General features: G+C 70.2%; 17 protein-coding genes. 10 read left to right on the top strand and 7 right to left on the bottom strand.

Features of this window, described 5'->3' with window-relative positions:
- Nucleotides 1-101 precede the first annotated feature (101 nt).
- Nucleotides 102-1,562, top strand: a complete 1,461-nt coding sequence (locus ACFYPH_RS18990; protein ID WP_387183314.1) for an NAD-dependent succinate-semialdehyde dehydrogenase — start codon at nucleotides 102-104, stop codon at nucleotides 1,560-1,562.
- A gap of 63 nt (nucleotides 1,563-1,625) precedes the next feature.
- The gene (locus tag ACFYPH_RS18985) at nucleotides 1,626-2,849 is read left to right on the top strand and encodes an iron-containing alcohol dehydrogenase (protein ID WP_387183311.1); all 1,224 of its coding nucleotides are present in this window, start codon (nucleotides 1,626-1,628) and stop codon (nucleotides 2,847-2,849) included.
- Nucleotides 2,850-3,093: 244 nt separating this feature from the next.
- Here ACFYPH_RS18985 and ACFYPH_RS18980 read toward each other — a convergent pair whose 3' ends face one another.
- The 3 genes from ACFYPH_RS18980 to ACFYPH_RS18970 form a co-directional block, all read right to left on the bottom strand.
- Nucleotides 3,094-4,269: a zinc-dependent alcohol dehydrogenase gene (locus tag ACFYPH_RS18980; protein WP_387183308.1), complete on the bottom strand. Its 1,176-nt coding sequence runs from the start codon at nucleotides 4,267-4,269 to the stop codon at nucleotides 3,094-3,096.
- Complete coding sequence (locus ACFYPH_RS18975) at nucleotides 4,266-4,613, bottom strand: hypothetical protein (protein WP_354860279.1); 348 nt, start codon at nucleotides 4,611-4,613, stop codon at nucleotides 4,266-4,268. Before ACFYPH_RS18975 ends, ACFYPH_RS18980 begins: the two co-directional genes overlap by 4 nt.
- A gap of 450 nt (nucleotides 4,614-5,063) precedes the next feature.
- A complete protein-coding gene (locus ACFYPH_RS18970; protein ID WP_354860277.1) occupies nucleotides 5,064-5,495 on the bottom strand; it encodes a hypothetical protein in 432 nt (143 codons plus the stop codon).
- Between the two features lie 208 nt (nucleotides 5,496-5,703).
- On the opposite strand from ACFYPH_RS18970, the gene ACFYPH_RS18965 reads away from it, so the two are divergent.
- Nucleotides 5,704-6,501, top strand: a complete 798-nt coding sequence (locus tag ACFYPH_RS18965; RefSeq protein WP_387183305.1) for an SDR family NAD(P)-dependent oxidoreductase — start codon at nucleotides 5,704-5,706, stop codon at nucleotides 6,499-6,501.
- A gap of 26 nt (nucleotides 6,502-6,527) precedes the next feature.
- Nucleotides 6,528-6,728 (top strand): hypothetical protein, encoded by a 201-nt coding sequence (locus tag ACFYPH_RS18960; protein ID WP_387183302.1) that lies wholly within the window; start codon nucleotides 6,528-6,530, stop codon nucleotides 6,726-6,728.
- Nucleotides 6,729-6,873: 145 nt separating this feature from the next.
- Here the strand turns inward: ACFYPH_RS18960 and ACFYPH_RS18955 are convergent, their stop codons facing one another.
- Nucleotides 6,874-7,572 carry a DedA family protein gene (locus ACFYPH_RS18955; protein WP_355067938.1) on the bottom strand — a complete coding sequence of 233 codons (699 nt, stop codon included), beginning with the start codon at nucleotides 7,570-7,572 and terminating at the stop codon, nucleotides 6,874-6,876.
- 225 nt (nucleotides 7,573-7,797) lie between these two features.
- Nucleotides 7,798-9,012 carry a low temperature requirement protein A gene (locus tag ACFYPH_RS18950; protein WP_387183299.1) on the bottom strand — a complete coding sequence of 405 codons (1,215 nt, stop codon included), beginning with the start codon at nucleotides 9,010-9,012 and terminating at the stop codon, nucleotides 7,798-7,800.
- A gap of 365 nt (nucleotides 9,013-9,377) precedes the next feature.
- Between ACFYPH_RS18950 and ACFYPH_RS18945 the strand changes: the two genes are divergently transcribed.
- The gene (locus ACFYPH_RS18945) at nucleotides 9,378-9,950 is read left to right on the top strand and encodes a DUF4396 domain-containing protein (protein WP_387183296.1); all 573 of its coding nucleotides are present in this window, start codon (nucleotides 9,378-9,380) and stop codon (nucleotides 9,948-9,950) included.
- A gap of 192 nt (nucleotides 9,951-10,142) precedes the next feature.
- On the opposite strand, the gene ACFYPH_RS18940 is transcribed toward ACFYPH_RS18945, so the two are convergent.
- Both ACFYPH_RS18940 and ACFYPH_RS18935 read right to left on the bottom strand, forming a co-directional pair.
- Complete coding sequence (locus ACFYPH_RS18940) at nucleotides 10,143-10,787, bottom strand: DUF305 domain-containing protein (RefSeq protein WP_387183293.1); 645 nt, start codon at nucleotides 10,785-10,787, stop codon at nucleotides 10,143-10,145.
- A gap of 102 nt (nucleotides 10,788-10,889) precedes the next feature.
- Complete coding sequence (locus tag ACFYPH_RS18935; protein ID WP_355067931.1) at nucleotides 10,890-11,351, bottom strand: DUF6153 family protein; 462 nt, start codon at nucleotides 11,349-11,351, stop codon at nucleotides 10,890-10,892.
- 203 nt (nucleotides 11,352-11,554) lie between these two features.
- Here ACFYPH_RS18935 and ACFYPH_RS18930 point away from each other — a divergent pair, with 203 nt between their 5' ends.
- The 5 genes from ACFYPH_RS18930 to ACFYPH_RS18910 all read left to right on the top strand — a co-directional run bounded on the left by ACFYPH_RS18930 (nucleotide 11,555) and on the right by ACFYPH_RS18910 (nucleotide 13,615).
- A complete protein-coding gene (locus tag ACFYPH_RS18930) occupies nucleotides 11,555-11,881 on the top strand; it encodes a hypothetical protein (RefSeq protein ID WP_387183290.1) in 327 nt (108 codons plus the stop codon).
- Complete coding sequence (locus ACFYPH_RS18925; protein WP_387183287.1) at nucleotides 11,862-12,197, top strand: rhodanese-like domain-containing protein; 336 nt, start codon at nucleotides 11,862-11,864, stop codon at nucleotides 12,195-12,197. The genes ACFYPH_RS18930 and ACFYPH_RS18925 overlap by 20 nt, the downstream gene beginning before the upstream one ends.
- Nucleotides 12,197-12,628 (top strand): MerR family transcriptional regulator, encoded by a 432-nt coding sequence (locus ACFYPH_RS18920; RefSeq protein ID WP_363941011.1) that lies wholly within the window; start codon nucleotides 12,197-12,199, stop codon nucleotides 12,626-12,628. Before ACFYPH_RS18925 ends, ACFYPH_RS18920 begins: the two co-directional genes overlap by 1 nt.
- On the top strand, nucleotides 12,625-12,945 hold the full coding sequence (locus ACFYPH_RS18915; protein WP_387183285.1) for a hypothetical protein: 321 nt from the start codon (nucleotides 12,625-12,627) through the stop codon (nucleotides 12,943-12,945). The genes ACFYPH_RS18920 and ACFYPH_RS18915 overlap by 4 nt, the downstream gene beginning before the upstream one ends.
- Before the next feature lie 106 nt (nucleotides 12,946-13,051).
- Nucleotides 13,052-13,615: a dihydrofolate reductase family protein gene (locus ACFYPH_RS18910; RefSeq protein ID WP_354863154.1), complete on the top strand. Its 564-nt coding sequence runs from the start codon at nucleotides 13,052-13,054 to the stop codon at nucleotides 13,613-13,615.
- The last annotated feature ends 8 nt before the right edge of the window (nucleotides 13,616-13,623 follow it).

Here is a 13,623-nt window from a genome sequence, read left to right as displayed (position 1 = left end):
ACCTCGCCCCGGACCAGGGCGGGTGACCCGTCCGTCCACGCGCGCAGCGCACTCGCTGGGGCACGCCGGACATCACCACGAGGATCACAGGAGGCGACGCAATGAGTGACCCGATGAACGTCCTGGCCCCCGAGCACCGGCGGCTCCGGATCGGCGGCGCCTGGCGCGACGCCGCGAGCGGAGCCACCTTTGCCGTCGAGGACCCGGCCACCGGCAAGGCCATCGCCGAGGTGGCGGACGCGGACGTCGTTGACGGGCTCGCCGCTCTGGACGCGGCGAGCACGGCAATGACGGAGTGGGCGGCGACCCCGCCGCGGAAACGGTCGGAGTTGTTGACCGCGACGTACCGGGCGCTGATCGAGCGATCCGAGGAGGTCGCCCGGCTGATAACGCTCGAGATGGGCAAGCCGCTCGTCGAGGCTCGGGCGGAGGTGGCCTACGGCGCCGAGTTCTTCCGTTGGTTCGCCGAGGAGGCGGTGCGCGTCGAGGGGCGCTACAGCACCGCTCCCGCAGGTGGGTATCGCATCCTCACCGTGCCAAAGCCGGTCGGACCGTGCGTCTTCGTGACGCCCTGGAACTTTCCGCTGGCCATGGGCGCCCGCAAGATCGCTCCCGCGCTGGCCGCGGGCTGCACGACGATCACCAAGCCAGCAGCCCAGACGCCACTCACCATGCTGTTCCTGGCCCGCATCATGGAGGAGGTCGGCGTACCCCCGGGCGTTGTCAACGTGCTGACCACCAAGCGTTCCGGCGAGGTCATCTCCGCACTGCTGGCCGACAGTCGGACCCGCAAGCTGTCGTTCACCGGGTCGACCGAGGTCGGGCGCGTGCTGCTCCGACAGGCTGCGGACAACGTGCTGCGTACGTCCATGGAACTGGGCGGCAACGCGGCCCTGATCGTGTGTGCCGACGCTGACCTGGACGTCGCGCTCGACGGTGCCATGGTCGCCAAGATGCGCAACATCGGGGAGTCCTGCATCGCGGCCAACCGGATCTACGTCGAGGAGCCGGTGCGCGAGGAGTTCACGGCGCGCTTCGCCGAGCGGATGGGCGCGCTTTCGGTGGGCCATGGTCTCGACGACGGCGTGAACGTCGGGGCGTTGATCGACGAGGCCTCGGTCACCAGGATCGACGAGCTCGTCGCCGACGCGGTCGATCGCGGCGCCCGGATCGTGGTGGGCGGCGAGCGTCCGGATGGGCCGGGCCACTTCTACCCGCCCACCGTCGTCGTCGACGTGCCCGACGACGCGCGGATGCTGAAGACGGAGATCTTCGGCCCGGTGGCGCCGATCATCTCGTTCACGTCCGACGACGAGGTGCTGGCGAAGGCCAACGACACCGAGCACGGCCTGGTCGGATACGTCTTCACCCGTGACCTCCAGCGGGCGCTCCGGTTCGCCGAGGGGCTGGACACGGGAATGGTCGGCATCAACCGTGGCCTGATCTCGGACCCGTCAGCTCCGTTCGGAGGCGTGAAGCAGTCCGGGATCGGCAAGGAGGGGTCGCACGAGGGCATCCTCGAGTACCTCGACCTCACCTACGCGGCGATCGACCTACCGTGACCGGCCTGCCGCCCCGAGCTTCCGCCCCGCACATCGCCGCCGACGTTCGAGAGAGGCACTGACATGCTTGAGACCGTCCGCGGACCACGCCAGCTGATAGTGGGCGAAGGGGTCGCGCAGAACATCCCACGAGTGGTGGCCGAGAGTGGCTCGCGAGTGCTCATCGTGACCGACCGGGTTCTCCTGGGGCAGCCGGGCGTGGCCGAGATCGTGGCCGCCGTACGGGAGAGGGTCGAGGTCGTCGGGGTGTTCTCCGACGCGACGTCAGACGTGCCACTCGCCGATGTCGCCCTGGCCGTCTCGGTCGCCGCCGAGGTGGACGCCGACGTGATCCTCGCCATCGGGGGTGGCACGGTGATCGACCTCGCCAAGATCGTCGGCGTCATCCGGCGCCACGGCGGGACGCCGCGCGACTTCTACGGCGAGTCGAAGGTGCCGGGGCCGACGATCCCACTGGTCGCGGTCCCGACGACGTCAGGCACCGGCTCCGAGCTCACACCCGTGTCGGTGTTGACCGACCCGGACCGCGAGCTGAAGGTGGGGGTTTCCAGCGTCCACATCGTGCCCGACTTCGCCATCGTCGACCCCGAACTCACCTACACCTGCCCTGCGACCGTCACCGCCCACTCCGGCATCGACGCGTTCTGTCACGCGGTGGAGAGCTACACCGCGCGAGGGCGGGCCCACGGACCGCGCGACCCGGTGGAGCAGGTCTTCCTCGGCCGCAACCCCATCACCGACCACTACGCGCTCCTGGCCGCGGAGCGGATCGCCCGTAGCTTGCGTCGTGCGGTCAGGGACGGAGGCGACACGGACGCGCGGGCGGACATGTCCTACGGGTCCATGCTCGCCGGGCTGGCGTTTTCGCACGCGGGCAACGCGGCCCCGCACGCTCTCCAGTACCCCATCGGCGCAGCCACGCACACGCCGCACGGCCTGGGCGTCGGGCTGCTGCTGCCCTACGCGCTGGACGCGGCCAGGGAGGCCATCAGCGACCGGTTGGCCATCCTCGCCGGTGTGTGCGGGCTCGACGTGACCGACGCCTCGGATACCGAGGCCGCAGAGGTGTTCCTCACCTGGCTCGACGGGCTCCTTGCCGACATCGGCATCCCTGCCACCCTGGCGGACATCGGCGTGGCACGCGCCGACCTCCCGCGCTTCGCGGAGATGGCCAGTGGCGTCACCCGCCTGATCCAGAACCATCCAGGCCCGACCGACACCGCCAGCCTGACCGCGATCCTCGAAGCGGCCTGGACCGGGGACCGGATCCGACACGTCACGTCCTGACTCCGAACAGAGGCAGTGGCGGGCCTTTCACACGACGACGAGTGGTCGGGGGCGCTCCCCTCGACGGCCTGGCTCCACCACCACGTCAGCGGCACGGGAGCTGCCGCGACGTGGTCGGGGGCGCTCCCCTCGACGGCCTGGCTCCACCACCACGTCAGCGGCACGGGAGCTGCCGCGACGGCGCTGAGGGCCATCCAGTAAGTGAGGTCGCGCTACGGTGCGAGGGGCACCGGCGACGGCGGAATCAGCTGGTCGGCTGGAAGACGGCCCGTACGCATCCGTCGAGTTTCTGTTTGAACATCTCGTAGCCGCGCGGCGCTTGGTCCAACGGCATCGTGTGTGTCGCGAGATGCTCCGTGACCAGCTCGCCGCGGGCCATCCGCTCCAGCAGCATGGGAATGTAGCGCTGTCCGTGCTGCTGTGCGCCGCGCAGCGTCAGCCCCTTGTTCATCACCGCCCCGAGCGGAAACTTGTCGACCAGGCCGCCGAACACACCCAGGATGAACACGCTGCCGCCCTTGCGGCAGTTGTAGATCGCCTCCCGGGCGGCGATCGGTCGGTCGGACTCGATGCGCAGCTGCTGCTTGACCTGGTCGTACCAGAACTGCGGACCGCTGCTGTGCGACTCCATACCCACTGCCTCGATGCACACGTCCGGGCCTCGGCCGCCACTGCGCTCCAGCAATTCGCCGCTGACGTCCTGCTGCTCGTAGTTCAGCGTCTCGACGCCGAGATGTGTCTGGGCCATCTGGAGCCGGTTGTCGAGTCGGTCGATCACGATCACCCGATCGGCACCGAGCAGCACGGACGCCCGGGCCGCCATCTGCCCGACCGCACCAGCACCCCAGACCGCCACGACATCGCCCGGTTTGACGCCGGCGAGGTCGGCGCCCATCCAACCGGTCGGCGCGGAGTCGGAAGCGAAGAGCGCGCGCTCGTCGCTCACCTCGTCCGGGACGGTGAAGGCGCCCTGGTCGGCGTAGGGGACGCGGATGAACTCGGCGTGGCTGCCGGCGAAGCCCCCCAGTGCGTGCGAGTAGCCGTAACAGCCTCCGGGCGCGGCGCCCCAGACGTTCTCGGTGATCATCGGGTTGGTGTTTCCGTTGTCGCACAGCGAGAACTGTTGTTGCTGGCAGTACCAGCACTTGCCGCAGGAGATGAACGAGCAGACGACGACCCGGTCGCCTACCTTGTGCTTGCGTACCTGCGAACCGACCTCGACGACCTCGCCGAGGAACTCGTGCCCGAGGACATCGCCGCGTTCCATGAACGGGATGTACCCGCCGAGCAGGTGCAGGTCCGAACCACACGTCACAGTCCGCCGGACCCGCACAATGACGTCCTGCTCGTTACGCATCTGCGGGTCCGGCACCTGCCGCACCGCGAGCTCGTTGGCTCCCTCCCAGACCAGCGCCTTCACTGTCGTCCCTCCCGCCGACCCTGCTGGGTGGCCATTCGCAGTGGCTTGTTCATCGGAGTCGGCTCGGTCGTGGGCGGATAGTCCGGGTGCAGGACCTCACTGGTTTCGATCAGTTGCTTCGACTCGCGCAGCGCAGCCCGGATCGCCTGTTCAGGATCCCGGCCGGTGACCCGTCGGGCCGCGGCGGCAACAGGGAGTCGGGCGCCGTCGCGCAGCCGTACGGCGATCTCGGTCCCCCGGCCGCCGGGGGCAGGCCGGACCTGGACCTCGACGGCGTCGCCAAGCCCGGCCAGCGGCTCGGGGAACTGGCCGCCCGGGGCGACGTCACCCGCCGGTCGGTTCACCGTCGCCACGTGCCACCGCGCCCCGCGCCGCCGGGCCTGAACCCGTTGCCACTGGTCATTGCCCCGGCCAGCCCCACCGAGCAGGCGCCGGACAACCATCCCCCCGGCAATCGCGGCCGCACCACCGATCAGCCACCTCATGTCCGCCCCTGTCACTTGATCTGCTCGTGCGGGTGCCGTCGATAATCGGCAACCTTCAGAGCAAACTCTTTCATAAGGGGCGAACCCCGCAGGGGCGTTTGCAACACGCGCGGAGTTTCCACTGGCCAGGGCATTCTGCGAGGAGACCGTGCCCGTGACGCCGGTCGTTGACCCGGCGGTACGCGTGCGGACCGGGGGGGGTTCCCGAACGGCGTGGGCGGGCAAGGCCGGATGGTGAGGCGCACGCCTGCGGCGACGCCTCCCCGACGGTCATCGAGCCGGTGCGACACATCGGGTAGGCGTCGAAGTTCAGGTCTTTCGCGCCGTACGCCGGTTGCCGAACGACTCCATGGTGGTCGCCTTCTTGGCCGGTGCCCTGGTGGCGGACGTGGTGCGGGCCCGGGTCGGCGCGGCCTTCTTCGCCGGCGCCTTCTTCGCCGCGGCCCTCGCTGAGGGCGCCTTCTTTGGTGGTGCGTTCTTGGCGGCGGCCGCCTTCGCCGTCGGCCTGCGGCTGGGCGAGGCCGTGGTGGCGGAAACGTCCTTCTTCCGGGCGACGCGGGGCGTGGTCGGCGTGGGCTTCTCGCCGGGCGTCTTGGCTGCGCTCGCGCCGGTGGCCCGCTTCGTGGCAGCGGCGACCTTCTTGGCCGCCACCTTCCGGCTCGGCGGCATCTTCGTCGCCCCGGTGGCCTTGGTGGCTCCGGGTGATCTGCGTGCCGGGACGGTTGTCCTGCGTGGGCTCATCCTCGCTCCTCTCGGGTCTCGCCGGCATCACCAGCGCTGCCGGACGACAGACGTGGCGGGTCGCCTGGGCCCGATCGGCGAGGTGTTCCCGCGCCTCCGGCCGCCAAACGCGGGACGGAACGGCCGCGTCCAGCAGCCCGGGCCGGTCAGCCTGCTCCGCACGGCACGCGCACGAATGAGGAATGATTGGTTCATGACCGTGCGTGACGTGAGAACCGACGAGTCCCTTTCCGGGGTACGGGTCCTGGTCACGGGGGCGACCAACGGCCTTGGCCGCTCGATGGCCGAGGCGCTGGCCGACGGCGGCGCGCGGGTGGTCATCACCAGCCGCGATGAGGGCCGCACCGCCCAGGTCGCCGAGCAGATCGACGCCGAGCGCGGGCGGGTCGGTGGCGTCGCCATGGACGTCCGGGATGAGCGCTCGGTGGCCGACGGTGTCCGCCGGACGGTCGACCTCCTGGGCGGACTCGATGTGCTGGTCAACAACGCGGGGATCGGCATGCGAACCGTGAACCCGGAGTTTTTCACCGAATCTCGGGGCTTCTGGGAGGTCACGCCCGACGGTTTCCGGGACGTGATCGACACGAACCTCACCGGCTACTTCCTGGTCGCCCGCGCGGTCGTACCGACCTTCTTCACCGCCGGCGGCGGACGCATCGTGAACATCTCGCTCAACGAGGAGACCATGATCCGTAGAGGTTTCGTGCCCTACGGCCCGTCACGAGCGGGGTCCGAGGCGCTGTCCCGCATCATGGCCGCCGATCTGCGCGAGCACTCGGTATGGGTCAACGTACTCCTGCCCGGCGGGGCCACCCGTACCGGCATGATCCCGGACGGGATGCCCCAGGCGGTTCGCGAGCAGATGCTTGATCCCGCCGTCATGGCCGCGCCGATCCGCTGGCTGTGCTCGCCGGCCGCCGACGGTGTCACCGACGAACGCATCGTGGCCCGCGACTTCGACGCGTGGCTGCGTACCCGGACGACCGATCCGTCCCGGGTCCGCTGATCGCCGCTGGCGCGAAGGACAGGTCGGTGACGCGAAGGCCAGGTCAGGGTCCGGGCACTACCAGGCCGGCCAGGTCGGCTGACAGCTACACATGGCGCGCCATCGCTGCCTCCGCCGACGACGCATGGGGCACCGACTCCCGCGGCAACCAACTGTTCGGCGAGAACCTGTGCCTGGAGAGCGCGCAGCTGCTCGGCGAGGATCCGAACGCCGATCCCTGGAACTGACCCGGGGTTGACGAGCACCCCGCGGTCGATGCTGTGCCACCGCTGCGAACGCTTGATGTGGACGGCCTGAACGCGTCTGTTATCGACGCCCTCCCGACGGAAGTCCCACCGTTGCTCCGCTGCGAGTCCGCCGGCGGCGAGTAGTTCAGCCGCGCAGACGTCGGCGGCGTCGAGGTTCCCCGGGAGCGCCAGGATGTCGGCCGTCACTGGGCCTCGTCGGTTCCTGCACGGCTCGCTCGCGGCGCGCAGCCCGCCGGCCAGCCCAGATCCGTGCTGCGATCACCAGCGCCACAACCGCGAGCAGCACCTCCCCGCCCAGGCCAAGTCGCCGCTCCAGCAGTCCGTACGAGGCGCCAGCCAGGTAACCCAGCGCGGCCACCGCCGCTGCCCACAGCGCCCCGCCGGCAACGTTGGCCAGTGTGAACGTGCGCTGCGGTATGCCGCTCATGCCCGCCAGACCCGGCACCAGCGCCCGCAGCGCGGCCGCCCAACGGCCGAGCACCACTGCGCCGGCGCCCCGCCGACGGATCAGGTCGAGCGCACGACGCAGCTCACCAGACCGAACGAACCGGCGCGGCGTTCGGTCCAGCAGCCGCCGGCCGTAACGGCGGCCAATCAGATAACCCACCTGGTCGCCGAGGGCCGCCCCGGCCAGCGCCACAACCACCACCGCCCACAGCGGCAGCCTCCCGTCGTGGGCGAGGACTCCGCCGACCAGCACGGCCACCTCCCCCGGCACCACCAGGCCAAGGAAGGTCGACGCCTCCAGCGCCGGGAGGAGGAACGCCAAGACGAGCACCAGGGCGGGTGGCAGCGACACCAGCAGGTTGAGCACCTGGTCCATCCGGCAATTGTCATCCCATGACCAGGGGCTGGGCGCGGTGACGGCCAGACCGCTCCCTCCGTTCTCCCCGCACCTCTGGCAGGACACCGGCAGCAGGGCTTTCACGATCGCCGTCACCGCACTCGCCCCGGCAGCGGCCCGCTGTCCGCCGGCACTGACCGCCGCGTCGCCACCCTCGCCGACCTGAGAAGGTGCCGACCAGCATCGGCATCCCGGCCTGCCCGGTCAGCGTGGCGGCGAGGCCTGCTCCAGTGGGCGTCCGTGGGCTCGGATCGCGTCCGCGACGGCGACGCCGAGCAGGACGGCGGCAGCTGCCACAGCGACCCTGAGTGGCGGCAAACGGACCATCAGCGGCGCTAGGGCCACGAGGGCGAGGATCCCGATCGGCCGCGGAAGGGACACGCGGGCGAAGGCCACGTACTCGAATAGTGAACGCCCGGCGAGGTAGAGCGCGGGCCCGCCGAGGATGGCGCCGACCCAGGCGGGTTTGGCGTGTCCGGTTGGATCCAGCAAGACGAGTTCGGAACCGGCTGAGGTCACGAGGATGCCGGACACCATGAGCAGGTGACAGAGCTCGGCCGACCGACCGAGTCGGCCTGGGTCGCCGGATGCCACGACGGCCCCGCCCAAGATCTGGCCGGCTCGGTAGAAGTAGATCCGCCACAGCAACACCGTGGTGAGGAACGACAAGGTAAGAGCCAATATTCGTTCATGCACAATCGGACCACGTAGAAGACTCGAGCCGGAGGTCAGGATCGTCTCACCAAGCGCGACGATGACGAGCTGCCAGTAGCGTTCGGCCAGGTGCTCGCCGGCGACGGCCCACGGGGACACCCGCGAGCGGCCCAGCCCCGGTACCGGCCAGCCGAGTCTGCCCCCCAGGTAGTCGATCGCCAGGGCCAGCGCCCACAACGAATTGCGCGTCAACTCGGGTTCGAAGGCTCCGATGAGCCACGGCACGGCCGACGCGCCGAACCAGACGAGCGCCAGCATGTTGACGCGGCGCAGATCGTGGCCCCGCAAGGTAACTACGAAGAAAAGGGTGCGGCCCACCTGGATCGCGACGTACGTGCTCGCGAAGAGAATTCCGGTCTCGGCGAGAGCCCCGGATATCGCGACCGCCAGGAGCAGACTCCCGAACATCGTCGCGAGGACAAGGAACTGGATCTCCGGCCGGAACGGGTCGAATCTGCTGGTCATCCACGCCGTCTGGGTCCAGATCCACCAGACGGCCAATAGCAGCAGCAGAGTCTCGCCGTTTTCCGAAAGGGTAGTGGTCAACGTCTCGGCGACGTGACCCCTGGTGTAGTCCAGCACCAACTCGTGCACGATCCGGGTGAGCGCGAAGACGTACACGAGATCGAAGAACAGTTCCAGGAAGGTCGGCCGTTGCGGACTCTCCCGCCCACGCAGCAGATTGGCCACTCTGTTCGTCGTCACCGGCCCGCCTGCTTCGTCGGCTTGTTCTTGAAGCAGTCGTACCACGTGGCCGCGCCGTCGACAGATAAGACGCACTCCCGATGACTGAAGGCCTGACTGCCGACGAGGGCTGCGGCCCCGCCGCGTCCCCACCGCCGCCCTCGATCAAGCCTGCGGCACATCCGGGACAAGCGCACCCAACTCCAGACGCCGGCCACCCGGTCGTGACGGTTCCGCTCAGCCACACCGGCAGGATCGGCCGCCTGCGGGTCCGTCGTCGTCGCGGCGGGTCAGTGCGACAGGCAGCGCGGGGGGCACGCTGCCCCTCAACCCTTGGCATGCATACCCCCGGGGGGTACGGTGTGGGCGACTGAAGGAGGTCGGACATGGATCACAGCAGCCACGTTCAGAGCCCCACGGCGACTGCGGCACCGGGCTCGGCCGGCCACGCCGGGCATGGGCACGAGGGCCACAACCAGCACAGCCCGGACGCCGACCGGCAGCAGATGCGGGTGGTGGAGAGCTGGGCGGTCGCGGCGTCGGCGACGCTGCATTGCCTGACCGGGTGCGCCATCGGTGAGGTCCTGGGCATGGTCATCGGCACCACGGCCGGGCTGCACAACGCCGCCACCGTGGTGCTGTCGATCGCCCTGGCCTTCGTGTTCGGCTACGGGCTGACCATGCGCGGCGTGTTGCCAGCCGGTGTCAACGTCCGCACCGCGCTGAAGGTGGCCCTGGCCGCCGACACCGTGTCGATTGCGATCATGGAGCTGCTGGACAACGCGTTCATCGTCGCGGTGCCCGGGGCGATGAACGCCGGGCTGACCAGCGTGCTGTTTTGGGCGTCCCTGGCCGGGTCGCTGGTCGTGGCGTTCCTGCTGACCACGCCCGTCAACCGGTGGATGATCAGCCGGGGCAAGGGGCACGCCGTGGTGCACCAGTACCACCACGCCCACTGAGAAACCGGCGACCGCGGCGGGGGGGGGGGGGGGGCGGGGGGGGGGGGCGCGCGGGGGGGGGGTAGTCAGGGCGGCGCGGGGCGCTGGGGGTGTGGGGGGGCCGGGGGCCCCACCCCCCCCCCCCCCCCGCGGGGCCCCCCCCCCCCGGGGGCCCCCCCCCCCCCCCGGGCGCCCCCCCCCCCCGCGGACCGTCTAGACCTTCGTCAGCAGCTCCTGCATCTGGGTGATCTCGGCCTGCTGATCCCCGATGATCTTCGCCGCCAGAGTCTTGGCATCCGGGTTGCTGCCCTGCGCCGTCTCCTGCTGGGCCATGGTGATCGCACCCTGATGGTGGCTGATCATCATGGTAAGGAACTGCTTGTCGAACTCGGCGCCCTTGGCCTTCGCCAGTTGGGTCATGTCCGCGTCGGACATGACGCCGGGCATCGGGCCGTGGCCCATGCCCATGTCCATGCCACTCGCGCTGGCCATCGGGGCCGGCCTGCCCCAGGCGGTCAGCCACCCGTTCATGGTGTCGATCTCAGGCTGCTGCGCCTGCTTGATCTTCGTGGCGAGCGCCTTGACGTCGCTGCTGGCGGCCCGGGTATCGGCCAGCGACGCCATCTCGATCGCCTGCCGGTGGTGGACGACCATCATGTGAGCGAACATCACGTCCGCGTCGTTGAATACCGCGCCCGCGCTCGCCGAGGCCGCCGGCGCGCTGGTGCCCATGCCGGAGCCGTGGCCCATCCCGGAGCCCGTGGAGTCATCGCCGCCGCAGGCCGACAGCAGCACCGCAGCGGTCACCGCCACGCCGGCCAGTCCGGCACGGCGCAGCACAACAGAACGTGTCAACACAACAAGAAGCCTTTCGGTATCGGTGAACGTGCGAGAAGAACCTCGGCGCACGCCCTGCCGTACGCGCAATGCCGTACGGGCAGCAGCGGCGCAGCGGAGGTTCTATGTGCGCAGCACCGACAACCGAGCGAGACTCAGACCCACCGGCCGCGGCGGGCCCCGCGATACCCGCGACAGCGCGCTGACGTTGCGGATCTGCGAACCGACCGGACGCGGCCTCGCCCACCACCGCGCGATCAACAGCACGAGCACCGCCAGACCGGTGAGCACCGCCAGGCAGACACTCCAACCGGGCATGCCATCGCGCCCCGGGCCCTGCGGACCGCTCACGTGCGCGCAGCCTGGACACTCATCGGTCACGGCAGTCACCGCGGCCGCCACCTCCGCCGGCACGTCCATCCCGCCAGCCACGGCCACCGCACCGGCCGGCCCGTGGCCATGGTGGGTGCCCATGCGCATCCCGGCGTGTCCGAGGGTGTGCATCGCCGCGAGCCCGAACAGCGTGCAGGCCAGCAGCACCCACCGGGCCATCGGCCCGGCGCCCACTGCCCGCGCGCCTGTCACGCAACCACCGTACCCACCCACCGGGCGGGGACCCCTGACACCCGCACCGAACGTGACCGACAGTCGACGGTTGACCCACCAGATCGACCAACGCACGGGCGCACCGACACGGGTGCGAGCTGCGACGCGACCCGATCGTGGCCATCCTTTACGGAGTCCGGCAGCGGCCTCGAAGGTCGTGTGGACCCAGGGCGCAACAGCCGTTGCGGCTGGCGGAGCTTGCTGAACTGTTCGCCACCGCCGTGCGCGAGGTGGACCAGCTCGACGCGACACACACGCGCCTGCGTCTGGCCGGCCCGGCGGGTCTGGCGGCCACGGTGCGTGACCTTGCCGCTCGCGAGACCGAATGCTGCTCGTCCTTCGACTTCACCGTCGCAGTCGAGCGTATCGGCGACGGGGAGGCCGTGACCCTGGACGTCGCGGTGCCGCCCCAGCATGGCGAGGTCCTGGCCTCTCTCGCGGGCCGCGCCCGTGACGCTGCCGCTCGCACCGCGAGCCGAGAGGAGCATCGTGCAGCGGATCAGTCGTGACCGGCTTCGCGAACTGCTCGATGCCGGTGAGGTCACGCTCGTCGAGGCAGCTCATTTCGAGGCGGACCATCTGCCCGGTGCGATGAACCTGCCCGGTGAATTGTCCGCCGACCTGGCGGCCCGGCTGACGCCGGACCGCGACCGGACCGTGGTCACCTCCTGTTCCGGCCCGGCCTGCTCGCGTTCGAAGGCCGCCGCCGCCGCGTTCGAGCGGCTCGGCTACACCGACGTACGCGGCTACGACGGCGGCAAGGCCGACTGGGCCCAGGCTGGGTTGCCGTTCGCCGGTACCCGGTCGACGGCACGGGCGTCGTGATGGACGGGCTGCGCACCGGCGAGGTCGCCGAGCAGGCCGGCGTCAACATCCAGACGCTGCGCTACTACGAGCGCCGCGGCCTGCTCGCCGAACCGTCACGGACGAACGGCGGGCACCGCCTCTACCCAGCCGACACGGTCGCCCTGCTCAACGTGATCAAGGCAGCGCAGCGACTCGGATTCACCCTCGACGAGGTCGCCGAGCTGCTCGACGCGGGCCGCCACCGGCACCCGAGCGCGGATCTGCGGCATCGGGCCATCGACAAGATCGCCGAAATCGATCTGAAGATCGCCGACCTGACCGCGATCCGCGCCACGCTCACCGAAGTCGTCGACGCGCGCTGCAACAGCCTCACCAACTGCACCTGCACGGACTGCCCGATCCCGTATCTGACCATCGGCACCACTCGACCCTCCGGAGAACGCGAATGAGCCAGCCCGTCCCGCCGCCGACCCGCATCCCGAACCCAGCCCCGGGGGAGATCGACAACACGCCGCCGCGGCGCAGCAAGGTTGCCGGCGGACTCGCCATCCTCGCCTGCGCCGCCTGCTGCGCGCTGCCTCTGCTGATCGCCGCCGGGGTGCTCACCGGCGCGGGCGCCGCGATCCTGGAGAAGACGCTGTTCGCCATCGCCGCCGGACTGGTGGCTCTTGCGCTCGGCATGTGGTGGCTGCACCGCCGTCGCTCGGTCCAGCGTGCCATTGCTGGAGCGGGATGCGGCTGCCATAGCACTGGATGCGGCTGCTGACCCCCCGGGGCGCGAGGGCTTACCTGCGGGGCCGATCGCACACCGATGAGGTTTTCGCGCCGCGCCCGTCTGTACGTACTAAATGGACTTACGGGAGGTTGGCACGGTGCGGAAACTGATCTTCGCTATGAACGTGAGCCTGGACGGCTATGTCGCCGCGCCTGGCGATGACCTCGGCTGGAGCGTACCGAGCGACGAGCTGTTCCAGTGGTGGTCCGACCGGGTGGGGGCGACCGGCCTGGCGCTGTACGGGCGCAAATTGTGGGAGGCGATGAGCTCCCACTGGCCGACCGCCGACCAGCAGCCCGACGCCACACCGGCGGAGATCGAGTACGCCCGCCGCTGGCGGGACATGCCGAAGGTGGTGTTCTCCTCGACGACCCGCACGGTCGACTGGAACACCCGCCTGGTCACCGGCGACGCGGTCACCGAGATCACTCGGCTCAAGGCCGAAGACGGCGGCCCCATGGACATCGGCGGCGCCACACTTGCCGCAGCGGCCATGCGTGCCGGGCTGATCGACGAGTACGTGCTGGTCACCGCACCGGCCTTGCTGGGCGGCGGCACGCCGTTCTTCACGGCCCTGGACAGCTGGGTGAACCTCAACCTGGTGGAGACGCGGCCGTTTCCCGGCGGCGTGATACTGACCCGGTACGAGACGAGGCGATGAGCACGGGC

The sequence above is a fragment of the Micromonospora sp. NPDC005252 genome (assembly GCF_042872475.1).
In the GTDB taxonomy this organism is placed as follows: Bacteria; Actinomycetota; Actinomycetes; order Mycobacteriales; family Micromonosporaceae; genus Micromonospora.
Note: the sequence above shows the minus strand (reverse complement) of the source record. Positions and strands in the feature narration are given on the sequence as shown.